The sequence below is a fragment of the Amnibacterium endophyticum genome (genome assembly GCF_042680685.1).
GTDB lineage: Bacteria > Actinomycetota > Actinomycetes > Actinomycetales > Microbacteriaceae > Amnibacterium > Amnibacterium endophyticum.
Genome location: NZ_JBHUEA010000020.1, coordinates 51,322 through 76,085 on the forward strand (window position 1 = coordinate 51,322; position 24,764 = coordinate 76,085).

Consider the following 24,764-nt stretch of genomic DNA (forward strand, 5'->3'; position numbering starts at 1 on the left):
GCTCGGAGGGAACCGCCCGCCCCGGTCGAGCTGCACTCGGCGACGCAGCCAGCGAAGCGGGCGCCTCGCACGAAGCCGGCCGAGAAGAAGCGGAAGCGGTCTGGGCGAAAGCCGCGGGTGCGGGTGGTGCGGGAGTGGGTGGTGCGGGAGCGGGTGGTGCGGCCGATGCGGCCACCGCTGCGCGGCTGGTTCGGTCGCGGTGGCGGCCAGGCGGTCAACATCCAGGCTGCGGACGAGTTCCGGGCCACGACGGTGCAGGTGTGCGGGCTGTACCCGTTCTCGGTCGGCACCGGCACCCCGATGATCGGGGTCCCGCTGGGCAAGAACCTCGCCACCGGCGGGTCGGTGTGCTGCGACCCGATCTCCTGGTTCCAGCGCGCGCAGCTGATCGCGAACCCGTCCGTGTTCGTGCTCGGTAAGCCAGGCCTCGGCAAGTCGTCCCTCACCCGCCGCATGGCCACCGGGCTCGCCGGGTACGGAACGCTGCCGCTGGTCCTCGGGGACCTGAAACCTGACTACGTCGACCTGATCGAGGCCCTCGACGGCCAGGTCATCACCCTCGGCCGAGGACGCGGCTACCTGAACATCCTCGACCCCGGCGAAGCCCACGACGCCGCCACCCGCCTCACCGCCGAGGCGGCGCGGATCGAGCGGACGATGCGCCGCAAGGGCGCCGACCGGCCCGCTCTCAAGGCCGAAGCCGCACGGATCCGGCGGCTCGGCGCGCAGGTCCTCGCCGACGCGCACGGACGCCGGCACACCATGATCGCCGCGCTCTTGACGATCCTCCGGTCGGAGCCGCCGACGGACCGGGAGGAGACGATCCTCGACCGGGCGCTGAAGTGGCTCGACGAGCACCATCACGGCATCCCCGTCCTGGCCGACCTCCTCGCCGTCATTCAGGCCGCGCCCGACGAGCTCCGCCAGGTGGCCCTGGATCGCGGTGATCTGGACCGGTACCGGGCGATCACCGAGAACCTCGAAGCCTCCCTCATCGGCCTCACCACCGGCGGCCGGCTCGGGGAAGTGTTCTCGCGTCCGACGACGACGCCGATGCGACGCGACCGGCCGGTGGTCTACGACGTCTCCTCCATCGACGACTCCGAGTCCGACCTGCAGGCCGCGATCCTGCTGGCCTGCTGGTCCGCCGGCTTCGGCACCGTCAACGTCGCCACCGCCCTCGCCGACGCACACCTGGAACCGCGGCGGCACTACTTCGTCATCCTCGACGAGCTCTGGCGGGCGCTGCGTGCAGGCCGGGGCATGGTCGACCGGGTCGACGCCCTCACCCGCCTGAACCGCGCCCGCGGGGTCGGGCTGGCGATGATCAGCCACACCATGTCCGACCTCCTCGCCCTCGCCACGGAGGAGGACCGGATGAAGGCCCGCGGCTTCGTCGAACGCGCCGGCATGGTCATCTGCGGCGGCCTGCCGGGAGCGGAGATGCCGCAGCTGACCGCGGCGGTGCCGATGTCGGCCGCGGAACAGGCGATGCTCGCCTCATGGCAGGACCCACCCGCATGGGACCCCTCCACCGGCCACGAAGCCGAACCCCCAGGCCGCGGCCGGTTCCTGATCAAGGTCGGCGGCCGCCCCGGCATCCCCATCCGCGTCGAACTCACCCAAGCGGAACTGGCGGTCAACGACACCAACAAGCTCTGGCACGCCACCTCCCGCGCCGGCCGCGACCACACCCACTCCCCCACCCGGACGGCGTCGTGACAGCACGGAACAACAGGCGCCGCGAACCCGGCCGCGCCGGCAACGACGGCCTCCTGGGGCTCGCGCTCGTGCTGATCGCGGCCCTCGCAGTGATGTGGGTCTCCGTCGCGGTCGGATCGCGGCTCGAGCACGTCAACGCCCGCCTGCCGCATGACCCGTTTGCGATCGCGGCCGGGCTCGCCCGCGGCCGCGTCACCTGGCCCGCGTCGGCGACGTGGTGCGCCGTCGCCCTCGTGGCCCTGATCGTCATGGTGATGGTCGGCGTACTGGCCCTTCGACGCGGGGCCGCGGGGCGCGTTGCGGTGGATCGCGCGGCGCGGTTCATGGCCACGAACCGGCAGCTGGCGCACCTGCAGCGCAAGCAGGCCCTCGCCACCTCGAAACGGCTCGGAGTCGAGGGCGCTCCCGGCATCCCGCTCGGGCGCCTCGTCGGGGGCGGCCAGAGGCTGTACTCCTCGTTTGAGGACATGATCACCGTCATCGCCGGACCCCGCGTCGGGAAGTCCACCTCACTCGTCATCCCCGCCATCATCGCCGCCCCGGGCGCGGTGGTGACGACCTCCAACAAGCGCGACGTCCTCGACGCCACCCGAGACCTGCGCGCCGATCACGGCACCGTCTGGGTGTTCGACCCCCAAGCCGTCGCCCGCGAGCAACCGTCGTGGTGGTGGAACCCGCTCTCCTACGTCACCGATGACGTTCGCGCCGCCAAGCTCGCCCAGTACTTCGCCACCGGCTCCAGAGCCACCGACGCGAAGACCGACGCCTTCTTCGACGCCGCCGGCCAGAACCTCCTCGCCGGCCTGCTACTGGCCGCCGCCACCGCCGACCGGCCGATCCGTGACGTCTTCACGTGGCTCACCAACCCGCTCGAGGAAGCACCCGTCCGTGCGCTGCGCGATGGCGGCTACCCCCTCGCGGCCGAAGCCGTCCTCGGGGTGATCCAGTCCACCGACAAGCTCCGCGGCTCGGTCTACTCCACCGCTCAAGAGATGGCCGCCTGCCTCAAGAACACGCAGGTCGACGAATGGGTCAACCCCCGCCCCGGACACGATCTCCGCCCGCAGTTCCACCCCGACGCCTTCGTCACCGGCGGCGGGACGCTCTACTCGCTGTCCAAGGAAGGCACCGGCACCGCAGGCCCCCTCGTCACCGCTCTCACCGCGGCGACCCTCGAAGCCGCCACGGACCTCGCCGATACCTCGACCGGTGGGCGGCTGCGGGTGCCGCTGGTCGCGATTCTCGATGAAGCCGCCAACGTCTGCCGGTGGCGAGATCTGCCGGACCTGTACTCCCACTTCGGATCCCGCGGCATTCCGATCATGTCCGTGTTCCAGTCCTGGTCTCAGGGCGTCGCCGTGTTCGGCCGCGAAGGCATGCTGAAGCTCTGGTCCGCCTCCAACGCCTTCCTCTACCTTGGGTCCGTCAAGGAGAACGACTTCCTGCAGAACCTCGCCGAACTCATCGGCGACCATGACCGCGAGACCACCACCGCCAGCCTCAACAAGGGCGTCCGTTCCACCTCGACCGCGCTGAAACGCGAGAGGATCCTCGGCGTCGACGAACTCGCCGCCCTCCCCCGCGGCCGCGCGATCCTCCTCACCACCGGCACCCGAGCCGCGCTGCTGCGCACCACCCCCTGGTACCGCGGCCCAAAGGAGACCCGCGACCGCATCGCCGCATCGATCGCCGCACACGCCTCAGCCATTCAAGTGACCACCACCCCCGCTTCGGCGCCCACCGCAGCGACGCCCACGCCGCCCGGCGTCGCCGCACCACCCTCGACTCAGCAGGTCACAATCGGTGACTGACGACGAGGACGACGCCTTCGGGGACTCCGCGTCACCCGATCTCGATCAAGGAGCCGAGCGCGCCGCGGTCAGCACCTACTACGGGTCCGCCGACGAGTGGTTCCGCCGGTACTGGCGATATACCTATCGACGCCGCGTCTCCCCGAAGGGCACTGGTACCGGCCGGTGGCGGGCCGACTGGTGGGCCAACGACGAAGCCCGGCAACGCATTGAAGCTCTTTGGCGCAGCTGGGAAGCCTGCCGCCGCGACCCCGGCACCGGCGTCAGCGCCTGGTGGATCAACCACGCTGATCCACAGATGAGCGCCCTGCTCGCCGTTGATGGCTGTTTCGCGGCCTCTAGCGACGAGAACCTCCCCGGCGACCCCCTGCCCTATACCGAACCGCCGCCGGGCCTCTTCGCTCCCGACCGGTCCTCGGGATCGTGAGCACCCGCTGCAATTACCGTTGTGAGTGGAGCTGCCTCGACCGGCGTCGAGGTGTACGACGAACGATCGCTTGGCCCGACACCCAGCCGCCGCTCAGCCGGACGCTGATCGCTGCTGTCTGAATCAGCAGGCGGGCAGATTCGGCTGCGCGGACGACTCGACACCAACCAGGGTTGCCGCCCTGATCCACAGACCGTCACCTGTCCGCACCCACCAGCTGGTGATGTAGGGCTGGCCGTTGCTATCGAACGCGCGGTACGAAGGGCCGGTCGAGACGCATTCGGCCGACGCTGCCCCGTTCTGGTACCAGTGGAGGCCCGCCGCTGCGGCATGCGACGCGTCAACCCATCCATCGGACGTGGGCTGCGAGTACCCGGCGGTACCGCCGAAGTGTTCGTCGAGGATCGTGATCCCCGTGGGCGCGGGCGCGGGCGCAGGCGCAGGCGCGACGGGGGCCTCGGGCGCAGGTGCCGGAGCCTGAGGAGCAGGAGCTCCCGGAGGATCCGCCGTGACAGCCGGCGCGGGCGCGGCCGACTCCGCGGAAGACGGCGCCGCCTGTGGAGCTGCGGGGGCAGCAGACGAAGTCGTCGGAGCGGGGGCCGGTTGTGGGGCTGACTGGGCACCGTCTTGGTCAAGACCGTGCTTCACGCCCTCGTTCACGGCCTTCTGAAGTGCCTTACTCTCCGCGCCGCTCTTGGCGCTGTCGCCGGCGATGCCAGCCTTGACTCCCTTGAGCACGAGTCCCTCGGCCGCCTTGTCGATCACCTGGGATCCGACCGCGCACGTCGGCGCTTCGGACAGGTGGAAGAACGAGGCGAACCCGCGGAGCAGAGGCGCGTAGAAGGCGTCGGCGTCGTCCGTGAAAGCCCCCTGCGGATCTGTGCCTGGCTGCGCTCCGCTCGGCTGCTCGCAGTAGTTGTGCGGGTCCGCGTACGCAGGCACGGCAACCGCCACCGAGCCCGCGACAAGGACTCCGACCACGGCGAGGACGACGATCCGGCGGCGGGGGCGACGGTGTTGCGACACTGGGCTTCCTCTCGTTGGGTGAGGCGAGATTCCGAGACGCCGGGCACGCGCGATCTGCGGAGTGGAGCTCTGGGTGAGCGAGTAGCCGATCTTTCACCACAACCGGAGACGGTTTCCGGCGTGTCGAATTACAGTTCTGTAACACACGGCCATCACCGGGCGACCTGCGCGCTCTTGTCGTCACTCCGTCACTCAGGGCTGATTAGAGGCGATCGCTGCTTGATCGGCCGGGTCTAAAAGCCTTGGCTCCTGCGGTCGCATGACACGTGGAGCCTCCGACGGATCAGAGGTTCGGAGACCCGAGCGTCCCTGACCGAACTTCTCTTGGAAGCTGAATCAACGGCTGCGCTCGGGCCGCTGTGTGCTGCGCGACGTCGCTCTGCTACCCGTTGCGCGGGGCGTCCTCGCGTTCTCTGTCACGGCCTCAGCAGCTGGTCGTGCGTGGGCCACATCCGCCCGCATCGCGACGGCGACAGCGTCGGCAGCGAGCCCGGTCTCGCGTAGTCGAAACTCGGTCTGCTCGCGCCGCTCACGCGAGTCGTAGGCCGGCCTCAAGTCGGCGTTGGCCTGCAGTTCGCCCACGGAGGCGTCGCTGCAGTGCAGTGCTGCCTGCGCGTGGGCGTTCGCCGAGAGCGCACGAAGCTCCTCCACCGTGCTCGTCGAGGTGCCGCCCTCGGCGACCTGCCGGTCGTACTGGTCCGCCTCGAGCTCCAGCAGCAGGGCACGGTCGGCCTCTGATGCGTCCGCAGCGGCCGTTCGTTCCGGTTCAGTCGCAGGTGCCGTCAGGGCGGCGTCGCGCTGATCTGCGCGGAGCACCGCGGTGACAGCGGTTGCGGTGTCGTCGTGGCCCTGCCGCTGGTCGTCGCGGCCCGCCCGGTCCTGGTCGAGGCGGGCCAGCGCGGCTCGGACGGTGTCGGTGTCGACGCCGGTGGCGTGCACGTCGATGCCGTACCGGTCCTGCACCTGCCGCGTGATCGTGTCGGCGGCGACTGCGGCGCGGGGCTGCTCGTGCTGCCACTGGGCGGCGAGCTGCCACATCGAGGTGATGTCGGCGGGCGCCGCGCGGTCCCACCACTCGGGCCGGTCGACGAGGGCGAGGCGTGCGGTCGCGGAGGCGCCTTCCGCGCGGTAGCGGGCTTCGAGCTGATGGACTTCCTGCTGCGCACGGTGCTCCGCCTGACGGGCGGAGTCCTGGCGGGCGCGGGCGTACCGGTCGGCCATCTGGCTCGCGGTAGCGAGTCCGAGCCGGAGGGCGGCCTCAACTTCGTCCTCGACGCCGGGGTGCTGGTCGCTCATCGGTCCTGCTCCTTCATCGTGCTCGTCATCGCTCAAGGTCCTGCCCGGGCCGGACGGGCCCGCCCCCTCGGGTGGTCGGGACGGATACATGTGGCGTGAGCGGGGTCGGCACAGGGCCGCCGCGGGTGCTGGTCGCGATTGCAGCGCGCGCGGCGGTGGCCTGCTGTTCGGGGCTGAGCTGCTGGAGCGCGTTGCTGCGTTCGATGGCGAGGTAGCTGTCGCGGACCTGCCGGAGCCGGTCCCGAAGTGCCCCGTTGAGCTGCTCGGCCCGCGCTGCGTCACCGGCCGCGGTGGCCGCTGCGTGGATGGAGCGGGCGGTAACGGCGAACTGCCGCAGCAGCAGCAGCTCCGCGGTCGCGTTCCGACCGGCGGTCGCCGTTGCGCTGACCAGGGCAACCGTGTTGGCGATAGAGGGCATCGCGATCGGGCGGGGTCGGGACTCGATCGGTCGTAGCTGCGCGGAGCGGGCGAGGATCCGGGCTGCGTCCGCCAGCGGTCCGGGCGTGGGTTCGATGCGCCGTGACCAGGCGGCGCACATGCCGGCCATGTCGCGGGCGGCATGCGCCCAAATCGCGTAGTCATCGACCGGCACCCTGGTCAGGTAGTCGCGCAGCTTGGCGATGTCGGCGACGTGTTCAGCAAACAGGTCCGGGTGCAGCTCGGCCGCCTCCCGCCCGGCACGAGCCGGCACCCGGCCCAGTCCACGGCGGACCGCCCGCCACTCCACGACTGCTTCGGTTGCGGAGTCGGGGCGGTCGGGCCAGCCCTTGCGCAGCTCGGGGAGGGAGAGGTCGCGGGCGAGTTTCTGGCCGCCGTGCCAGACCGGCTTCTCACCCTCCGCAGGTCGCAGGGCGACGGCATAGCCGGTGACGACGTCGTCGCGGCCGGTCGCGTAGCGGGGGTGCACGAGCAGGCCCTCGCGGCGGAGCCGGCGGACAAACTCGGCCTCGTCCAGCGACGCGGTCGCTGCCGCTCGGACGTACCGCTCGAGCGTTTTCGCGTCTACCTCGACCAGGCCCCGCCGGGCCGCGGCTTCGCGGGCGGCGCGGGTCTCCTCCCGCTGATGGAATGCCCGCTCCTGCACAGGCACGAGCGGCTGCAGGCCGTGCCGTTGCTCGAGCTCGCGGACGGTCTGCATGGCCCGCTGGTAGTCGTTGTGCACCGACGCCTTGGTGCCGTCTTCCCGCACCAAAGACACTGCGACGTGCACGTGGTCGTTCCCATTCAAAGAAAGTCCGTGCCGGACCGCGACCCACCGGCAGTCTGCGCGCGCGTTGTCGCCAGCGAAGCCCATCCGGGTGACGAAGTCCTCCACGATCGCCGCCCACCGGTCGTCGGTCAGCTGCCCCTCCTCGGCGGCGAGCGACAGCGAGCAGTGCCACACCGACCCGTCCACCCGCGATCGCACTGTCTCCCCCGACTCCGTGTCCACGTGCGTCAGGAGCCGGGTGACCTCGACCCCGAACTCCCGCCGGGGCGCGTCGAGGCTGGCGGCGATCTCGGTCGCCGCGGCGCGGTCGAGGGTGTCGGTGCCGTACATCGTCATCACCGCCGCGTCGCCGGCAATGAGGTGTTGCTCGGTGTGCTCGTTCGATCGGCCAGGCCCGGCCAGGTACGCCAGCAGGCCGCCCAGGTCGCCGCCGCGCGAGATGGAGGCGATCACCGGCCGTTCACCACAGCCATCGACGCTTCGATCTGCTTTGCGAGCTTGCGGTACTCCGCCACGACCGCGACCGCTTCGGCCGGGAAGCGGCCGTCCGTGTTGGCGTACCGGGCGAGCTGGTTGACGTTGTTTGCCACCGTCGCCATCTGTCGTTGCAGCTTGAACAGCATCACGATCGCCTGCTTCCGTTCCGCCGCGATCTCCACCCCCGACGCCATCGCCGACTCGAACAGCAGCCGCGGCACCGTCACATCCCGTACCGCCGCCCGCGCCTGTAGCTGCACGTCCTCCTCCGGCGTCACCGACACCTCGTACCGGCGCGCCCGACCCGGCCGCCCCGCCGGCACGTTCGCGCGACGCCGCCGCCCGAACGCCCGCCGCGGACTGCCCGCCTCGTCCTCGTCGACCACGACACCCCGCCCTTCCCTGCCCAGCGCAGCGACCCCGCACCGCGGGGACCACACGGCCAGTGTGCCCTCGGGCGAAGCGCAGCGGAAGCCCGATAAGCGCGTTACCCCGGGTAACGCTATTGCTTGCTCCCCCAACGTCGTCTGCGGGCGTCGGGCGGATTGCGCAGCGGATCCTCCGCTCCCGGTCGCCCTCTGCGCGGTCCGGGGCCGCGGGTACGGTCGCGGGTATGAGTACGAGCACAGACCCGGACGACGTCGCTGCTGCCGCCAGGCGGCAGCTCGAGGCGGACACCGAGCGGCGCGTCAACGCCGTCCGCACCGTCGCCGAAGCCGGCCGCACAGCCGACGAGGCCGACGCCGCGGCTCGCGCTGCGGCCGCCGCGCACGCCGCGGCGTGGGCGGCCGCGGTCGCGGCCGGGTGGAGCGAGCGGGACCTCAAGCAGATCGGCCTCCGCACCCCCACCGCACCCGCTTCAGGCGGCAGCGGTGCTACTCGCCGGCGCCCTCGCGCCACCGCGCCGAGCACCCCGGCGGTAGACGCGGACGGGCAGGACGGTGGCGGCGGCGAGGCGCCGTCCGATTAATAGGCGGAGGGCGGGCTGGGGTGGGTGACCCCCTGCACCCCTGTGGACGGCACGAGCCGGTCCGCTGCGCGCTCGTCCCGCCCACAGGTGCACAGCGGGACCCACTCCGTCCGCCCGCACCCAGGCCGCAGGTCACCTTCCCCGCATCAGCTGCGGTCACGCGCGCGCGGCCTGTGTACGGCCTTGAACCCGACGCCCCACCTCCACCGCACGCGCCGGTCGACCGCGGCTGCACTGCCGTCGGCGCGTGCGCCTGTGGGGCGGGGTTGCACTTCGTTCCGTGCCGGTCAAGGGCGCTTCGCGTCCCTGACGGGAGAGCCCTATCGGGCTCCTCTTGACCGGCCCTGCACTGCGTGCACCGGGCGGCAGGTAGGCGCTTGCAGCGCTGCTGCACGGCACGCCTCCGGCGTCCCGCACCACCCCCAACAGGACGGAACCCGACATGTCCACGACCCCGACCAACCCCACCATCGACACCACGACCGGGCAGCCGTCGGCGGTGCCGGTCGGGGACTATCTCGTGCCGGTGGATCCAATGGAGGACCTCGGCTGCGACGCCTGCCAATAGCCAGACCGCAGCCGCTTCCGGGGGAGCGCGAGGGGGCCCGCCCCCTCGCCCACCACGCACACGACAGGCCCCGCCCCGATGACTCGGGGCGGGGCCTGCCGCGGCTTCGTCAGTGGCGCGGGTCGACGCGGAACGCCCACTCCGGCAGCCGCCCGACACTCGTCAGCGTGGTGACGGAGGCGGCGAGGTCACTGCCCGGGTTCAGGCCGGTCGCGGTCGCGGCGAGGCGGGCGGCGAGGCTGCCGCGGCCGAGCGCCCAGTGCAACCAAGCAAGCATCGCCGCTAGCTCCCCCCGCTCCTCCTCCGACGCACCCGCAGCCGCAGCCATCGCGACCTCAATCAGAGCGTCGAGTCCGGCGGCGTTCGGGCGGCGGACAGGACCGCCGAGCAGCACCTGCACCCCGAAGGACTCCTCCCCCACCGGCACCGCACCGACTAACTCCGGCCACACCGCCGCGGCGGCCTCCTCGCCCCATCCGGCGAGGATCAGCGCCAGCGTGCGCAGCACCCCCACCCGCGCCACCGGCCCGAGCCCGACCGCGCCCTCCCGCCCGGCCAGGGTTGCGGCGAGCAGTCCGAACGCGGCCGCAGGGCCGCCCCCGTGCACGGCCGCCAGCACGCTGGCGGTGTCCGCCTCGCGGCGCCGGTCGGCCGCCGCACGTGCGGCCGGGTCGATCTCGGGCAGCCGCCCCGCGACCGCCGGGTCGGTCAGGCGCCGCCCGTCCAGCACCTCCGGCACAAACGGGAGCGGACCGCGGGTGCGGGCGGTCAGGCTGACCCACTCCTCACTGGTGACCAGCAGCAGATCCCGCACCTGATGCCCCGCCCGGTCCGCCGCCTGCGCCAACTCCAGCAACGCCACCACATCCGCCGCCGCCTCCCGCGTCGGATTCGGCGTCGACACCACCAACGCCAGCCCGTCGACCGACTCCAGGTTGCAGACCAGCCCCACCGTCGTCACCGCAGCCGCCGCCGGATCGAACCGGAACCGATCCCGATCCACCCGCATCGCAGACGACGCACGGGTGCCGGTGAACGGGACCACCACCACCGAGTCGGCGATCGGCATCCCGGTCAGGTGCGGCAGCAGCGCCAAGAACTCGGCAGGCCCTGCAACTCGATGCGTGTTCATCACTTCGCCCTTCTCTTCTTCCTCGTTGTTGTTGCCGTGAAGGCACGAAGTGCCGAGGAGGGCGGCTGGGCGGGCTGTCAACCCGAAGGGCGGCGGAGGAGAGCAGTCCGCGGCGAAATAAGGGAGCGCAGCGACCGCGTCGCGGACTGCTCGGGGCGAGTCGGCAGCGCAGCTGCTTGCGGCCCGCACAGCCACCCGTACGCTGCCGCAGGCTTCACGGCGACAACAACGCACCCGCCCCCGCCAGGGCGGGGAGAGCGCAGCCGGCCGCGCAGCGGCCGCCCATCCAGTCGACACAGCCCGCGAAGCGGTCCGCTCGTCTGCAGTCGAACCGTGCTGCGTGTGGTCGAGGCCCGCCGTCGCCGGGTGAACGTATGTTCTAGTTGTGGGGTCGAACCGGCGGCACGGAGACGCGATCGCCCGGCAGAAGGACAACGCCCGCGCCGAAGCCCGCGCACTGCAGCCCACCACGCTGCCGATCGAGTTCGTCACCGCCGCCGGCGGCGCTATTCCTCCTGGCCAGCAGCCCCGACCTGTCTACGCCTGGGTCGAGATCGGCGACACCCTCATCCGCATCGCTGGCACCGCCATCGCCTGGAACAGCCGCTGCGTCCACGTCCGCTGGACCGGCACCAACCCTGAACCCACCCACGCCTGGGTCTGGGCCTCCGCCGTCACCCGCGCCGACACCAATCCCGCCCCCTAATCGACACCGCCTACCGCCTTCGGACTGCAGCGGCGGGCAAGCGGACACGACGGTCCGCCTATAGGCACCGCCACGACTGCCGGCTGTCGACAACACACGGCATTGACGGGATCAAACGCCCCTGCGATGCGGGACCTCGCCGGCCAGAGTCCAGGCCATGCCGATCACGACCCGTCGTGGTTGTCGTGCTCGAGCAGGCCCTCATCGCCGGGCAGATCGTGCCGCTCGGATCTTGTGGTGTCGTGCGGATCATCCAACGTCGACAGCCACTCCTCCGTCCCGTGCAGCGGCGGCTCCAACGGCTCTGCGGATGGCAGGTCAGTCACCGGAGCCAGCCAGTCCACACCGGTCGTGCCGCGCGCGTCAGGACTCACAGGTCGGCAGCCAGAGATAAGGACACGGCACGAAGGTCGGGCAGCGCGAGTGCCTTCGATGGTCGAGCGCTGCAGTCCCTCGTAGAAGTTCCATCGGCCCGCGCGGCATGCATCACGGCGCGACGGCGATTTTACTGGCGGGCTGGACCGGGCCGACATGGATCCACTGTCGGTCGGTGGTGCAGGCGTAGGTGGCTTGCTTGACGAAGAAGGCGCGGAAGCTGTGCGGCGGGTAGACCCGGTAGCCGTCCGCGGCCGCAGCCTTGCAGGAGGGGTCGTGCGGCCTTGTATCTGTGCCGGTGTTGAAGTTGCCGCCGTTCTTGTCGACGTAGGTGTAGTCGAGTAGCGCTCCGGCGTAGCCGTTCGCGGGGATGCTGACGGTGCTGCTGGTGCCGCCGAAGCGATCGGCGGGTGCGCCGAGCTGTGTGCCGTCGCCGTGTCCGACGAGGCTGACGCCGGGTGTGCCGGCGAGGACGCAGGAGCTCGAGCCGGTGTTGCGGAAGATCACCCACGACGACCGCTGGCCTGCCCCGGCGCCGTCTGGGTCGTACTTGACCGTCACCGACAGGTCCTGGTCGGCGCACTGGCCGGCGGGCACGTTCGGGTCGGTGCGCGCTGCGGCAGAAGCGGCGGTGGACGGAGGAGCCGACGATGCCGGCGTCGGCGAGGTCGATGCGGAGGCCGACGTCGCAGCGTTCGTCACGATCGGAGTGCTGGTAGCGGCCGCGCTCGACGTACTGGTCGCGGCTCGGGTCGGCGCCGGTGATTGCCCGCTGGTGCAGGACGTCAGCGCCTCTCCCTCGTCTCCCGGAGTCCGGACCAGACCGGCCGGGGCAGGGCATCGATTCGTGATGCGGTGGAAGCCGGCCTTGAACGCCTTCGCCGTCACCTTCGCTGACCGCTGGCCCGCAGCGAGACCTATTGAGACGCCGATGTCGAGATAGTTCCGCTGGTCAGGAGCGGACGAGTCGGGCAATCGCTTCAGATGCTTCCTTGATCTTGGCGTCGGCTTCGGGACCGCCGGCTGCGGCAGCGTCACGGACGCAGTGGTCAAGGTGGTCGTGGAGGAGGCCGAGTGCGACGGACTCGAGGGCTCGTGTCATGGCGGAGACCTGGGTGAGGATGTCGATGCAGTACTTCTCATCGGCGACCATGCCTTGCAGGCCGCGTGCTTGTCCTTCGATTCGGCGAAGCCGCCGCAGGTACTCGTCCTTGTCGGAGATGTAGCCATGGACGTGTCGGTCGAGATGATCCTCGGGGGTCGGGTACATCGGGCTCCTGCCTCAGGTGAGCGGGAGGTGAGTGTACGGACCTCGTTGATGCGTCGACGGGGGGTCCGGTGAGAGGTTCTGCGGGAGCCGTCGCAGTCCGCCAGCGCGAGGGTCGGAAGGTGCTGGCCCCCGCACGCGCTGTCGCGGTCGGATCAGTCACCGGGGGCGAACTGGTACGTGGGGGGCGGGTTCTGCTGGTCGAGGGCGGTGCCGTAGACGAGGGCGACTTGCCGGTGCGGGAGCAGCTCGATCTCGGCGGGGTTCCCGGTCGTCGGCTTGCCGTCGATGTACGCCCGAAGCGTGCGGCCTTGCTCGTCGGCGCGGCTTCCGATGCGTCCCTGCTGTAGGCGGACGCCCCATTCGGTGAAGACCTGGCCGAGGGTGTAGCGGTGGCCGCGGGAGTCGGACTCGATGTGGAGCAGGCCGCTGGTGTCGTGAGTGTGCAGCTCGCTCATCCGGCCCGTCGCCGCCACGATGCCCAGGTTGGCGGGGACCGGGACGGGGTCGCCATCGATGCGGATGTTGAGATGGGAGTGGAAGTGGTCGCCGGTCATCCGGGAGAAGTCCAGCCCTGCGGCGCGGATACCCTCGGTCGGATCGGTGGGTGCGGGCCAGGGCGGGGCGCCTCCGCCGGTCGCGGCGGCGGGGGCGGGTAGCGCCGGCGGCTGCGCGGCGGCGGCGATACCCGCAGTGACGCCGCCGAGGACTGCGAGGCCGGCCGCGGCGAGTCCGGCCCGCAGCAGGATGCTGCGGCGGCGCTCGGCGCGGCGGGCGGCCTCGCGGGCAGCGGCGGCTTTCGCTCGCCGCTGCCCGCGCCGCCGGTCTTTGTCGGGCTCGATCACAGCTGGTTCAGCAGGGTGCGCATCTGGCTGATCTCGGCCTGCTGGTCGGTGACGATGTTCTTGGCCAGGGCGATCGCGGCGGGGTCCTTGCCGGTGCTGATCTCGGTCTTGGCCATGGCGATGGCGCCGGTGTGGTGGCCGACCATCTGGGTGAGGAACAGTCGGGTGGCGGTGGCGCCGTCGGCGTCGCGGAGCTGCTGCAGCTGGTCGTCGGTGAGCATGCCGTCCATCGCCATGCCGTGCATCTGCATCGGGCTCGCGGTGGGGTCGACGGTCGGCTGGCCGTAGGAGGTGAGGAAGCCGTTCATCTGGTCGATCTCGGGCTGCTGGGCCTGCTTGATCGCTTTCGCCAGTGCGGTCACCTCGGCGGGGATGTCCTGCTTGGCGAGCATGAGGTCGGCCATCTGCACGGCCTGGGCGTGGTGCGGGATCATCATCGACGCGAACATCGCGTCGGCGGCGTTGTGCGCCGACGCCGTGGCCGAAGCGGCTGGCGTGGGGACGCCGGCAGGCGCGCCAGCGCTGTCGCCGTTGCTGCTGGTGGTGCAGGCGGTGAGGGTGGCCGTGCCGGCCAGGGTCAGGGTCAGGAGAAGGGCGCGTGCGCGCATATCGGTGTCCAGTTCGTGCTCAAGAGTCGTCGGAGGGTGTCGTCGATGCCGCACAGGGAGGCGCGGCGGTCGACGATCAGGTCCGGCTGATCCCGAGCGCGAGCAGGGACGGAGGTGCGCGGGCCGGCAGTTGACCGGCCGGCGTGCTGGCCGGCTGTGGCGCGGCGATCGAGGTCGTGGCGTCGAGGCAGGCGGCGAGAGCGCCGGGCAGCACTGGGGTGTGCGCCACGGCGAGGAGCGGGTTCTGGGAGCAGACGTTCGCCTGCTGGTCGACCGCGGGCTGGTTGTGCTGGCTCGTGTGCGTTCGGGTGGCGGTCATCGCCATGGTCATGCTCGAGCCCAGGTGCATGGCAGCCATCACGGCCGGGGCTGCGACCACCGCGGCCAGCAGCAGGGCGACGACAGCCGCCCGCAGCACCGGTCCCCGCATGAACGGCATCGTAATCGCGGCTGAGGCGGGGTACCACCGGGGGGTATATTTCTGGGCTGCTTGATAGGTGTGGGTCGGGATGTCGTCGAGGAGGTGCTGGTGGGGGTCTATCTGCCGGTCGGTATCGCGCTCGGGGTAGTGCTGCTGGGTGTCGCGACGGTCTACGGGACGGCTCGGTTGGTCGCTGCAGCGCCGACGGCGGCGCAGGTGATGGCGTTCCAGTCCGGGTTTATGCCGCAGGAGCACGCGCTGTCGCGGTTCCACGCCCGGTGGTACCCGCTGACGCTGCTGTTCCTGGCCTTCGATGTCGAGATGCTGTTCATGTACCCGTGGGCGGTGGTCGCCGGGCAAATCGGCGCGGAGTCGATCATCGAGATGTTCGTGTTCCTGGGCGTGCTGATGGCCGGGGTCGTGTGGGCGTGGCGTGAGGGGACGCTGCGGTGGGTCTGACCGGTCGGATCGCGGCGTTGGCGGCGCGGAGACCGCACGTGCTGGTGGTCGGGGTGCCCGGCCACGATCTCGCGCGGATGCGGGCCGAGGCCGCCGTGACCGCTCGGGGATGGGTGCTGGCGGCGTCCCCGGCGGAGGCGGACGTGCTGCTGACGGTAGGGCTGCCGGCGGACGAGCTCGCGGCGAGGATCAACCAGGTCTGGCAGCAGGTGCCGCGGCCGCGGCACCGGGTGGGTCTGACCGATCCCGTCGAACTGCCCGGCGCGCTCACCCTCGCCCAGCAGGCCCTGGAGGCCGGCGGCGACCCGGAACCGCTTCCCGAGGCGTCCGACTCCGATCAGGCGGCTGGTCATGCCGAGTCGCACGGCATGGAGTCTGGTCTGCACGGCATGGCGCACGACTCGCACGAGATGAGCCACGGACCACACGACTCGCACGAGTCGGACCACGGGGCGCATGGGTCGGGCGGGATGGGTCACGGGTCGATGGACATGGGTCATGGGTCGCATGGCATGGATCACGGGTCGATGGACATGTCGGGGCCGGGCGGGGTGCCGTTGGCGGGTGGGTTCGAGGGTGACCGTGACGGGTTGGAGATGGACGTGCTGCACCTGCAGCTGGGTCCGGTGCTGACCGACTGGCCGGCGGGCTTGGCGCTGACGCTCACGCTGTCGGGCGATGTCGTGGTCAAGGCGTCGGCCAGGGCACTGCCGGCTGCTGCTGTCGCTGCGCCCGATCCGCTGCCTGCGGCGGAGCGGTCGGCGGTGCAGCGGTTGGATCGCGCGCAGGTGCTGCTGCGGCTGGCGGGCTGGGACGCGGTGGCGGAGCGGACGAGGCGGTTGCGCGATGCACTGCTGGGCGGTGCGTCGCTGGCCGAGCTGGTCCCGGCGATTGAGCGGATCCGTCGGCGAGTCGCGGGCTCGCGCCTGCTGGCGTGGAACCTGCGCAGCGCGTCGCCGGCGACGGCGGGCGAGTACGACGCGGAGACGGTAAGGCGCCGCCTGGTCGGCTGGCTGGACGCGGCAGCGGGCGGCCACGGGCAGGGCGATGAGGCGCCGCTGCGGTCGGAGGAGCTGGCGGCGGCGTTGCAGGGCAGGTCACTGGCTGCGGTCCGGCTGCTGGTGGCGGCGGGCGTCACGACCGAGGCGGGGTTGGTGCTGCATGCCTGAGATGGTGTCGTCCGCGCTGCTGGCGGTCGCGGCACCCTTCGGGCTGCTGCTGCTGGCGGCGACGGGGGCTGCGGGTGCGGCGGTGCTGTCGGCCAGGGCGGCGGGCGCTCCGCTGGTAGCGGCGGCGGGTGCACCGCTGCTGGAATCGGCGCGGCTGCTGCGGCAGCAGCGTCGCACGCTGCCGGGTGCGGACGTGCTGCTGTGGCGGATTGCCGGCGCCGGATTCGTGGCCGCGGCGGTGCTGAAGGTGCTGGTGGTCCCGGTCGGGGGTGCGGTCGCGGCGGATCTGCCCATCGGGGTGGTGTGGTTCAACGCGATGGACGTGCTGCTGTGGGCGCTGTGGTGGCTGCTCGGCTGGGGGGCGGACAGCACGTTCTCGCTGGTCGGGGCGTACCGGTTCCTGGGGCAGGCGATCTCCTACGAGCTGCCGTTGATGTTCGCGCTCACCGGCCCGGCGATCGCGGCCGGGAGCCTGCGGATGTCGGACGTCGTGGCGGCGCAGCAGCCGGTGTGGTTCGCGGTGCTGATGCCGGTCGGGTTCGTGGTGTACCTGCTCAGCGTGTCGGCGTTCGCGGCATGGGGGCCCTTCGCCACCCCTGCCGGGCGGGACGCAGCGGACGGGGTGCTGACGGAGCTGTCCGGGCCGGACCGGCTGCTGGTGCTGGCCGGCAGGTGGGCGGTGCTGGCTGCCGGGGCGGCGGTCGCGGTGCCGCTGTTCCTCGGCGGCGGCGCGGGACCGCTGCTGCCGGCGGGGGTGTGGGTAGCGGTGAAGTCGGTGCTGGTGCTGGCGGTGCTGGTGGTCGCCGGGCGGCTGGTGCCTGCGGTGCGGCCGGAGCGGCTGGCGGAGATCGGCTGGCTGGTGCTGCTGCCGGCGACGTTGCTGCAGCTGCTGGCCGTGTCGATCGGTGCCGCGGTGGCGGGAGGTGCGCCGTGATCACGGCGCTGCTGTTCGGAGTATTCGGCGTGGCGGCGGTGGCGGCCGGGGTGGCGGTGTTCGTGACCGACTCGATGGCGAGGGCCAGCTATGCCCTGGCGGTGTCGTTCGTGGCGGTCGGGGGGATCGCGCTGCTGCTCAACCTGTCCTACATCGGGCCGATCATCGTGCTGATGATGGTGATGGAGATGGCGATCATGGCCGTTTTCATGGTGATGCTGATGGGGATGAACCCGGCGCTGATGCCGATGGACATGACCCATTCGAAGCGGTCGTCGGTCGTGCTCAGCGCGGCGGTGTTCGTGCTGCTGGCCGCGGTGGCGCTGCTGGTGCCGTGGCCGGTGCGGGAGTCGCTGCGGCTGCCCGGTGGCGACACGATCGCGGCGCTGGGGCAGTCGATCATGGGCTCGAAGATGCTCGTGATGCTCACGATCAGCCCGGTGCTGTTCGCCACGATGGTCACCGCGGTGGTGCTGGCCAATCCGCGAAGCCGGTACGAACGGCTCGGTGACGACCTCGACCGGGAGCGTCCTGCCGACCCGGAGCGAGGAGGGCTGCAGCGGTGACGCTGCAGCTGGTGCTGCTGGTCGCGGCGGCGCTGTTCTCGGTCGGACTGTACGGGGCACTGTCCCAGCAGGTCGTGGTGATGGTGATGATGGGGCTGGAGCTGATGCTGAACGCGGTGATCCTGGCCGCGGCCGGCTTCTGGTGGTTCCTGGCGCCGGTGCCGGACGGGCAGACGCTGCTGCTGGTGGTGATCGCGGCGATGACGATCGAGATGGCGGCCGGCTTCGCCGTCGCGCTGGTGCTGCACCGGGCGCGGAACACCGACATGACCGACATGGCGACGGACCTGGAGCAGTGAGCGCGCTGCTGCCGCTGGCGTTCCTGCTGCCGGCGATCACCGGCGGCGTGCTGCTGCTGACCGGGCGGCGCGCGAACGGCGCAGCGCCGGCGGTCGCGATCACCGTCGCAGCCGCCACCGTCGCCGTCGCGATCGCAGCGGCGGTCGTGCGGCCGCGGGTCGCCGTCCCGTTCCTGCCCGGGGCCCCGTTCGAGGCGGCGATGCCGGGGCTGTCGGCGGTACTGCTGCCGGTGGTGACGGTGGTGGCGGCGCTGGTGCTGGTCTTCGCCGCAGCCGAGCGGACCGGCCCGGCGGCCCGCTTCCACGGGCTGATGCTGCTGTTCACCGGCGCGGTCGTGCTCACCGTGGTGGCGGCCAGCCTGCCGGCGCTGCTGCTGGCCTGGGAGGTGATGGGCGCGACCTCGTACGCGCTGATCGGCTTCGTCTGGCGGGACCCGGTCAAGACCGGTGCCGGGTTCGTCGCATTCACCGTGACCCGCACGGCCGACCTCGGCCTCTACCTCGCCGCCGGTGCCGCCGTCGCCGGCGGGGCGGGCCTGCAGCTGGACGCCCTGGCTGCGGCCCAGGGCCCGTGGCTGCACGTGGTCGCGGCGGGGGTGGTCGTGGCGGCGCTGGGCAAGGCGGCGCAGCTGCCGTTCTCGTTCTGGCTGTCGCGGGCGATGGAGGGCCCCAGCGCGGTGTCGGCGCTGCTGCACTCGGCCGCGATGGTGGCGATGGGCGGCTACCTGCTGGTGCGGATGGAGCCGCTGCTGGCCGCGACCAGATGGGCGGGCCCGGTGACGGCGTGGATCGGAGCGGCCACGGCGGTGCTACTCGGGCTGGTCGCGATCGCGCAGCAGGACCTCAAGCAGGTGCTGGCGGCCTCCACCGCCAGCCAGCTCGGCTTCGTGGTCCTCGCGGCCGGAGCCGGCACCGTCGCCGGCGGGACCGCGCAGCTGGTGGCCCACGCAGCGGTGAAGTCGCTGCTGTTCCTCGTCGCCGGCGCCTGGCTCGCGGCACTGGGCACCAAGCAGCTGCCGGCGCTGATCGGCGTCGGCCGCCGCTACCCGCTCATCGGTGTCGCCTTCACCGTCGGGGCGGCCGCGCTGGCCGGGCTGCCGCCGCTGCCGCTGTGGCTGTCGAAGGAGACCGTGCTGGCCGCCGCGGCCGAGCAGAGCCCGGCCCTGTATGCGGCCGGGTTGCTGGGCGCCGGGGTCGCCGCGGCGTACTCCGCCCGGATCCTGGTGCTGATCTGGCGGCGCCCGCCGGCCTCGGCCGAGGCCGGCTTCGACAGCGAAGAGCCCGGTAGCCGCCGAGTCCCGGGCGCCGCCTCGACGGTGATGGTCCTGCTCACCGGAGCCGCCGTCCTGCTGCCGCTGGCCTGGCTGCCCGGCCTGCAGCCGGCCTGGCGTGGCCTGCTGGGCGCCGGCGGCGCCCCGGCGGCGACCCCGTTGGAGTTGACGCTGTCGGCCGGCATCGCCGTCGTGGTGGCCGTCTCAACCATCCCGCTGGCGCGGGCCGCCGGACGGCTGCCCACCGGCTGGCTGGGGCTGGAGCCGGCCGCCCAGCTGCTGGTCGCCCGTCCCGCCGGGCGGGTCGCCGCGCTGCTGGCTGCAGGCGACGACCGGATCCTCGCCCGCATCCCCGCTGGCGGGGTCGCCGGTGCCGTCACCCGCGCCGCCGGCTGGTTCGCGGCCGTGGACGAGCGCGGCATCACCGGAGCGATGACCGGCATCGCCGCTCTGACCGGTCGCGCCGCCCGACGGGTGCGGGCATGGCAGACCGGTCGGCTCGAGCACTACTTCACCGCCGCGGTCGTCGCCACCGTCGCGCTGGCGGTCGTCCTGATCGTGGCGCGGTGACGATGCTCAGCCTGATAGTCCTCCTCCCCGTCGTCGCCGCGATCGTGCTGGCAGCGGCCCCGGTGCCGACCGCGGCCGCCCGTTGGGTGTGGGTCGGCACCGCCGCCGCCGACCTGCTGCTGCTCGCCGTCGCAGCGCTGCTCGCGCGGCCCGACTCGAACGGGCTGATGCTGGAGGAGCAGGTGACCTGGGCGCCGTCGGCCGGCACCAGCTACCACCTCGGCGTCGACGGGCTGTCGCTGCCGCTGCTGCTGCTCAGCGACGTGCTGTTCCTCGCCTGCGCGGTGTGGGCGCTGCGCGACGATCAGCGGCCCCGGCAGCAGGCGGCGCTGTTCCTGTTCCTGCAGACCACCTGCCTCGGCCTGTTCGCCGCGCAGGACCTGCTGGTGTTCTTCCTGTTCTTCGACCTGTCCATCGTCGGGATGTACTTCGTCATCGCCGGGTGGGGCCACGGCGACCGGCGCCGCAGCGCCCTGACCTTCTTCGTCTACACGTTCGTCGGGTCGCTGGCGCTGCTGCTGGGCTTCATCGGCCTCTACCTCGGCTCCGACCCGCACACCTTCGACATCGTCGAGCTGACCCGCAACGGGGTCCCGAACCTCGGGCCGGTCGGGGCGGCGGTGGTGCTGGCGGCGATCTTCCTCGGCCTGGCGATCAAGACCCCGACCGTGCCGTTCCACACCTGGCTGCCACCGGCACACACCGACGCGCCCGCGATCGGCTCGGCGATCCTCGCCGGGGTGCTGCTGAAGATGGGCACCTACGGCTTCGTCCGCATCGCGATGCCGGTACTGCCCGACACATGGCGGGCGTTCGCGGTGCCGGTGCTGGTGGTCGGGATCGTGTCGGTGCTCTACGGCGCCTTCGTCGCGATGGCGCAGCACGACCTGAAGCGACTGATCGCCTACACCTCGGTCAACCACATGGGCTACATCCTGGTCGCCGTCGGTGCTGCAGGACTGGCCGGCTCGGCCGAGGCAAAGCGCCTCGCCGTCGTCGGGGCGGTGACGCAGATGGTCTCCCACGGGCTGATCACCGGCACCCTGTTCCTGCTCGCCGGGGTGCTGTTCGAGCGGCGCGGCACCTACGCGATGGACCGCTTCGGCGGCCTGGCCGGGCCCGCCCCGAGGTATGCGGGCCTGTTCGCGGTGGCGGTGTTCGGGTCCCTCGGCCTGCCGGCCCTGTCCGGATTCATCGCCGAGTTCCAGATCTTCACCGGCGCGATCGGGGCGACCGGCTGGGCGGCGGCCGCGCTGCCGGGGATCGTGCTGATGGCCGCGCTACTGCTGATCGCCTACCAGCGGCTGTTCACCGGCGACCGCGCCGACACCGCCGCATTCCCCGACCTGCCCGTCCGTCAAACCGGCACCGCGGCCGGGCTGCTGGCCCTGTCATTGTTCATCGGGCTCGTCCCGGCACCGCTGCTGACCCTGATCGGACCGGCCGCTGACGGCGTCATCGCCCGGCTGGGTGGCTGACCCGGTGGGCACCAGGATGGACTACGGCGCGCTGCTGCCGGAGATCGCGCTGCTCATCGGCGCCGTCGCCGTGCTGCTGACCGGGTCCTACCTGCCCAGGCGGCGGCAGTGGCCGACGCTGCTGATCGCCGCCGCGGCCCTCACCGGCGCGATCGTGGCCGGCATCGTGCAGGCCCTGCAGTCGCCGACCACGGTCTTCACCGGCAGCTTCGCCCTCGACGCCGGCAGCGCCGCGGTCCGCATCCTCGCCCCCGCTGCGACCGCCGCGGTGATCGTCCTGGGCCAGCCGGAGCTGCGCCGCACCGCGCGGGAAAGCGAGACGATCGCGCTGCTGCTGCTGGCGACCCTCGGCGCGCTCGTCGTCGCCGGGGCGGACGACCTGCTCGTGCTCGCCACCGGGTTCCTGCTGTCCAGCATCCCCCTCTATGGCCTCATCGGGATCACCCGCACCGCCGCGGCAGCCGAAGCGGTCACCAAGACCTACCTGCAGGGCGCACTGTTCGGCGTCACCATGCTCGGCGGCATCGCGCTGCTGTTCGCCGCCGCCGGCGCGACCGCCTACCCCTCCCTCACAGCAGCCGTCGCCGCCGCCCCAGCGGTCGTGGTCGCCCTCGGCGCGATCGCGGTCACCGTCGGGCTGCTGTTCGAAGCCGGCGCGACCCCGGCGCACTTCTGGGTGCCCGACGCCACCCAGGCCTCCTCCCGCGCCGTCGGCGCCTTCCTCACCACCGTCCCCAAGCTCGCCGCCCTCGCCGCCCTGCTGCGGCTGGTGACAACGCTGCAACCCGCAGTCGACCTGCCCCTGGTCATCGCCGTCGTCGCTGCAGCGAGCATGACGATCGGTAACCTCGCCGCGTTCTGGCAACAGGACGTCCGCCGGCTGCTCGGCTGGTCGACCGTCAGCCAAGTCGGCTACCTGCTGCTCGCCGTCACCGCCGGCGCCGCCGCACCCGCCGCCGGCGGAGCACTGCTGGCCTACCTCGCCGGCTACACCGCCACCAACCTCACCGCCTTCGCCGTCGTCGCAGCCCTTCCGGACCGGGCCACGATCGACCACTGGCGAGGAGCAGCACGCGCCCACCCGGCCCTGACCGGCGCGCTCATCATCGCGCTGCTGAGCCTGGTCGGCACACCCCCGACCGCGGTGTTCTTCGGCAAGCTCGCCGTCTTCATCGCCGCCTGGGACGCCGGCTACGGCTGGCTGGTCTCCATCGCCGCCATCAACACCGTCGTCAGCCTCTTCTACTACCTCCGCTGGATCGTCGCCGCTGTCGGCCGCACCGACGCTGCACCTGACGCAGCCAAGCGCGCCCCTGGCGGCCTCGCCCTCGTTCTTGGTGCCGCCACCCTCGCCCTCGGCGCCGCCACCGTGCTGCTGCTCGGCCCGAACCTGACGCTGGTTTGACCACCATGACTTCGCCAGACACCCCGACAACGCTGAGCCACAGCTGCCTCCTGGCGTTCAGCCGAAGCGACGCGACCCGCAGCACCCCCGCGACACGACCACCTGCCGCGCACCTGGGACAGTCCAGGAGGCGTGAGCGGTGATCGCGCCGGTTCTCGCGGTGGCCGGCGGCGCCGCCCTCCTGGGCGTCGTCGGGCTGGAGCTGTTCCACACCCTCGTCCACCCCTCCGGCAGCGGACGGCTCACCAATCTGGTGCTGACCGGGGTGTGGCGCGTGTGCACGGTCAGAGGTCCGTGGGCATCGACGCGTCTCCGACTGGCCGGCCCGCTGGCCGTGCTCACCGTCGTGCTGACCTGGATCGCCGTCAGCCTCGTCGGATGGGCGCTTATCTTCAGCTCCGCACTGCCGGGCGGATTCGTCTACTCCTCGGGGCTGGACCCGACCACCCGCTCCATGCTCGTGGACTCGGTCTACCTCGCCGCAGTGGCCATGAGCACCCTCGGGTTCGGCGACATCGTGCCGCAGGCCGACTGGCTGCGCCTCGTCGTTCCGGCCGCCGCATTCGACGGCTTCGCGCTGCTCACCGCTGCGGTGACCTGGATCCTGCAGCTCTACCCCGCCCTCGCGCGGAGGCGGACGCTCGCCACCCGGCTGCATCACCTGCTCGACGCATGGCGCGCCATGCCTGAGCCGGACCCGGGTAGCGAGCCGAGCGAGTCGACGCTCATGACCTTCGCGGCCGACCTCGCTGCTGTCCGGGTGGACTTCATCCAGCACCCGGAGGCGTTCTACTTCCACGACGGGGACCACGACCTCCCGGAGGGGCTCCTGTCCCTCACCGCGGTCCTCGACGAAGCCGACGCGTCGACAGCGAACGAGCTCGGCCGGCGCACGCTCACCGCCGCCGTCGCCGACCTCGCGCAGGTCCTGCAGCAGCACTGGGGATACGCCGGTGCTCCGGAAGAGGTGCTGCTCCACCACGCGCAGCAGCACCGGTACCGACAACCGGCATCACGCAGACGGCTCGGATGCAGAGACCTGAGCGCCAGGCTGCGACCAGACGCCGTCAACATCGCCCGACCGGGCAGGGCTGACTTCGGCATCGCCGGAAGCACCAGGCATACCCGCCATCCCAGCATCGCCGCCGGGCACGCTCCAGTAGCCGGCAGCCGAGATTCGACGCGCGGTTGCTGAAGAGGCGCGGTACACCGCGATTGCGAGACCACCTATCGGTCAGACGGCTCGCCGGTCCAAAGCTTGCGATCGACCGTTCATGTGACGAGCGCAGAGCGGAGCGCGACTGGCGGTCAGCGATGTCTCGTCGTCCGTGTCCGCGGACAACATTTCACGAGGTGGCTTCGCAGGACAGTGCAAGTTCTTTGGCAGAGACCTCACGCGCCGGCCTACCCCGAGCCTCTGCCTGCTGAGGAGTTCTTCGCTTCCGGCCCGGATCCTGATTGCCCGCTTTATCGTCGGCCTTCTGGTGATGTCGCCTTCGCCGACCTGGAGGGCGTCCTCCCGCGAGCGAAGTGAGACCAGTAGTGACCAGCGGGCGGCGGTCACGCCGGGCGGGTGATCTCGTACCCGCCGGGACCGAAGTGCCACTGAGCGCTACCTGCTCCTTCAGCGCAGCGCCTACTGCCAGTGCTGCGGGTCGGGGTTCCAGGTGCGGCCGGTCGCGGTGGCCGTGAGGGCGGGTTCGATGAGGTGGCTGACAAGGATCACAGCGGCCGCGAGGTCGATCTCGGGCG

26 protein-coding genes are annotated in these 24,764 nt (G+C 71.8%); 15 read left to right on the forward strand and 11 right to left on the reverse strand.

What is annotated here, in order from left to right:
- The first annotated feature begins 165 nt into the window (after positions 1 to 165).
- Genes ACFSBI_RS12795 through ACFSBI_RS12805 form a run of 3 tightly spaced genes read left to right on the forward strand, consistent with a single transcriptional unit; the run spans position 166 to position 3,960 of the window.
- On the forward strand, positions 166 to 1,722 hold the full coding sequence (locus ACFSBI_RS12795) for an ATP/GTP-binding protein (RefSeq protein WP_377935558.1): 1,557 nt from the start codon (positions 166 to 168) through the stop codon (positions 1,720 to 1,722).
- Positions 1,719 to 3,533, forward strand: coding sequence for a type IV secretory system conjugative DNA transfer family protein (locus ACFSBI_RS12800; RefSeq protein WP_377935514.1), 1,815 nt, complete (start codon positions 1,719 to 1,721; stop codon positions 3,531 to 3,533). The genes ACFSBI_RS12795 and ACFSBI_RS12800 overlap by 4 nt, the downstream gene beginning before the upstream one ends.
- Complete coding sequence (locus ACFSBI_RS12805) at positions 3,526 to 3,960, forward strand: DUF4913 domain-containing protein (protein ID WP_377935515.1); 435 nt, start codon at positions 3,526 to 3,528, stop codon at positions 3,958 to 3,960. Before ACFSBI_RS12800 ends, ACFSBI_RS12805 begins: the two co-directional genes overlap by 8 nt.
- 123 nt (positions 3,961 to 4,083) lie before the next feature.
- Here the strand turns inward: ACFSBI_RS12805 and ACFSBI_RS12810 are convergent, their stop codons facing one another.
- From ACFSBI_RS12810 to ACFSBI_RS12825, 4 genes are all read right to left on the reverse strand, one after another.
- Positions 4,084 to 4,986, reverse strand: coding sequence for a hypothetical protein (locus tag ACFSBI_RS12810; protein ID WP_377935517.1), 903 nt, complete (start codon positions 4,984 to 4,986; stop codon positions 4,084 to 4,086).
- 336 nt (positions 4,987 to 5,322) lie between these two features.
- Entirely contained in the window at positions 5,323 to 6,282 is a 960-nt protein-coding gene (locus ACFSBI_RS12815) for a hypothetical protein (RefSeq protein ID WP_377935518.1), read from the reverse strand.
- A 25-nt stretch (positions 6,283 to 6,307) separates the two neighbouring features.
- Entirely contained in the window at positions 6,308 to 7,945 is a 1,638-nt protein-coding gene (locus ACFSBI_RS12820) for a relaxase/mobilization nuclease domain-containing protein (RefSeq protein ID WP_377935520.1), read from the reverse strand.
- Positions 7,942 to 8,355, reverse strand: a complete 414-nt coding sequence (locus ACFSBI_RS12825) for a MobC family plasmid mobilization relaxosome protein (RefSeq protein WP_377935522.1) — start codon at positions 8,353 to 8,355, stop codon at positions 7,942 to 7,944. Before ACFSBI_RS12825 ends, ACFSBI_RS12820 begins: the two co-directional genes overlap by 4 nt.
- Before the next feature lie 227 nt (positions 8,356 to 8,582).
- Between ACFSBI_RS12825 and ACFSBI_RS12830 the strand changes: the two genes are divergently transcribed.
- On the forward strand, positions 8,583 to 8,939 hold the full coding sequence (locus tag ACFSBI_RS12830) for a hypothetical protein (RefSeq protein WP_377935524.1): 357 nt from the start codon (positions 8,583 to 8,585) through the stop codon (positions 8,937 to 8,939).
- Between the two features lie 677 nt (positions 8,940 to 9,616).
- Here ACFSBI_RS12830 and ACFSBI_RS12835 read toward each other — a convergent pair.
- The gene (locus ACFSBI_RS12835; RefSeq protein ID WP_377935526.1) at positions 9,617 to 10,834 is read right to left on the reverse strand and encodes a hypothetical protein; all 1,218 of its coding nucleotides are present in this window, start codon (positions 10,832 to 10,834) and stop codon (positions 9,617 to 9,619) included.
- A 190-nt stretch (positions 10,835 to 11,024) separates the two neighbouring features.
- Between ACFSBI_RS12835 and ACFSBI_RS12840 the strand changes: the two genes are divergently transcribed.
- On the forward strand, positions 11,025 to 11,345 hold the full coding sequence (locus tag ACFSBI_RS12840; protein WP_377935528.1) for a hypothetical protein: 321 nt from the start codon (positions 11,025 to 11,027) through the stop codon (positions 11,343 to 11,345).
- A 164-nt stretch (positions 11,346 to 11,509) separates the two neighbouring features.
- Here the strand turns inward: ACFSBI_RS12840 and ACFSBI_RS12845 are convergent, their stop codons facing one another.
- On the reverse strand, positions 11,510 to 11,719 hold the full coding sequence (locus tag ACFSBI_RS12845) for a hypothetical protein (RefSeq protein WP_377935529.1): 210 nt from the start codon (positions 11,717 to 11,719) through the stop codon (positions 11,510 to 11,512).
- 112 nt (positions 11,720 to 11,831) lie between these two features.
- A complete protein-coding gene (locus ACFSBI_RS12850) occupies positions 11,832 to 12,281 on the reverse strand; it encodes a DUF4232 domain-containing protein (RefSeq protein ID WP_377935560.1) in 450 nt (149 codons plus the stop codon).
- Here ACFSBI_RS12850 and ACFSBI_RS12855 point away from each other — a divergent pair.
- Positions 12,271 to 12,663, forward strand: coding sequence for a hypothetical protein (locus ACFSBI_RS12855; protein WP_377935565.1), 393 nt, complete (start codon positions 12,271 to 12,273; stop codon positions 12,661 to 12,663). The two genes, ACFSBI_RS12850 and ACFSBI_RS12855, sit on opposite strands and share 11 nt — an antisense overlap.
- Positions 12,664 to 12,672: 9 nt before the next feature.
- Here ACFSBI_RS12855 and ACFSBI_RS12860 read toward each other — a convergent pair whose 3' ends face one another.
- The 4 genes from ACFSBI_RS12860 to ACFSBI_RS12875 form a co-directional block, all read right to left on the reverse strand.
- The gene (locus tag ACFSBI_RS12860; RefSeq protein WP_377935531.1) at positions 12,673 to 12,990 is read right to left on the reverse strand and encodes a metal-sensitive transcriptional regulator; all 318 of its coding nucleotides are present in this window, start codon (positions 12,988 to 12,990) and stop codon (positions 12,673 to 12,675) included.
- 152 nt (positions 12,991 to 13,142) lie between these two features.
- The gene (locus tag ACFSBI_RS12865; protein WP_377935533.1) at positions 13,143 to 13,832 is read right to left on the reverse strand and encodes a hypothetical protein; all 690 of its coding nucleotides are present in this window, start codon (positions 13,830 to 13,832) and stop codon (positions 13,143 to 13,145) included.
- Entirely contained in the window at positions 13,829 to 14,440 is a 612-nt protein-coding gene (locus ACFSBI_RS12870; RefSeq protein ID WP_377935535.1) for a DUF305 domain-containing protein, read from the reverse strand. The genes ACFSBI_RS12865 and ACFSBI_RS12870 overlap by 4 nt, the downstream gene beginning before the upstream one ends.
- A 76-nt stretch (positions 14,441 to 14,516) precedes the next feature.
- On the reverse strand, positions 14,517 to 14,870 hold the full coding sequence (locus ACFSBI_RS12875; RefSeq protein WP_377935536.1) for a hypothetical protein: 354 nt from the start codon (positions 14,868 to 14,870) through the stop codon (positions 14,517 to 14,519).
- 99 nt (positions 14,871 to 14,969) lie between these two features.
- On the opposite strand from ACFSBI_RS12875, the gene ACFSBI_RS12880 reads away from it, so the two are divergent.
- The 9 genes from ACFSBI_RS12880 (at position 14,970) to ACFSBI_RS12920 (ending at position 24,207) form a co-directional block, all read left to right on the forward strand.
- Complete coding sequence (locus ACFSBI_RS12880; RefSeq protein ID WP_377935538.1) at positions 14,970 to 15,320, forward strand: NADH-quinone oxidoreductase subunit A; 351 nt, start codon at positions 14,970 to 14,972, stop codon at positions 15,318 to 15,320.
- 38 nt (positions 15,321 to 15,358) lie between these two features.
- Positions 15,359 to 16,489, forward strand: coding sequence for a hypothetical protein (locus ACFSBI_RS12885; RefSeq protein ID WP_377935540.1), 1,131 nt, complete (start codon positions 15,359 to 15,361; stop codon positions 16,487 to 16,489).
- Entirely contained in the window at positions 16,482 to 17,423 is a 942-nt protein-coding gene (locus tag ACFSBI_RS12890) for an NADH-quinone oxidoreductase subunit H (RefSeq protein WP_377935542.1), read from the forward strand. Before ACFSBI_RS12885 ends, ACFSBI_RS12890 begins: the two co-directional genes overlap by 8 nt.
- Entirely contained in the window at positions 17,420 to 17,989 is a 570-nt protein-coding gene (locus tag ACFSBI_RS12895) for an NADH-quinone oxidoreductase subunit J (RefSeq protein ID WP_377935544.1), read from the forward strand. The genes ACFSBI_RS12890 and ACFSBI_RS12895 overlap by 4 nt, the downstream gene beginning before the upstream one ends.
- Positions 17,986 to 18,288 (forward strand): NADH-quinone oxidoreductase subunit NuoK, encoded by a 303-nt coding sequence (locus ACFSBI_RS12900; protein WP_377935546.1) that lies wholly within the window; start codon positions 17,986 to 17,988, stop codon positions 18,286 to 18,288. The genes ACFSBI_RS12895 and ACFSBI_RS12900 overlap by 4 nt, the downstream gene beginning before the upstream one ends.
- Complete coding sequence (locus ACFSBI_RS12905; protein ID WP_377935548.1) at positions 18,285 to 20,129, forward strand: proton-conducting transporter transmembrane domain-containing protein; 1,845 nt, start codon at positions 18,285 to 18,287, stop codon at positions 20,127 to 20,129. Before ACFSBI_RS12900 ends, ACFSBI_RS12905 begins: the two co-directional genes overlap by 4 nt.
- Before the next feature lie 2 nt (positions 20,130 to 20,131).
- Positions 20,132 to 21,607, forward strand: a complete 1,476-nt coding sequence (locus ACFSBI_RS12910; RefSeq protein WP_377935562.1) for a complex I subunit 4 family protein — start codon at positions 20,132 to 20,134, stop codon at positions 21,605 to 21,607.
- A 4-nt stretch (positions 21,608 to 21,611) separates the two neighbouring features.
- Complete coding sequence (locus ACFSBI_RS12915) at positions 21,612 to 23,012, forward strand: NADH-quinone oxidoreductase subunit N (protein WP_377935550.1); 1,401 nt, start codon at positions 21,612 to 21,614, stop codon at positions 23,010 to 23,012.
- 139 nt (positions 23,013 to 23,151) lie between these two features.
- Positions 23,152 to 24,207, forward strand: a complete 1,056-nt coding sequence (locus tag ACFSBI_RS12920; protein ID WP_377935552.1) for a potassium channel family protein — start codon at positions 23,152 to 23,154, stop codon at positions 24,205 to 24,207.
- The last annotated feature ends 557 nt before the right edge of the window (positions 24,208 to 24,764 follow it).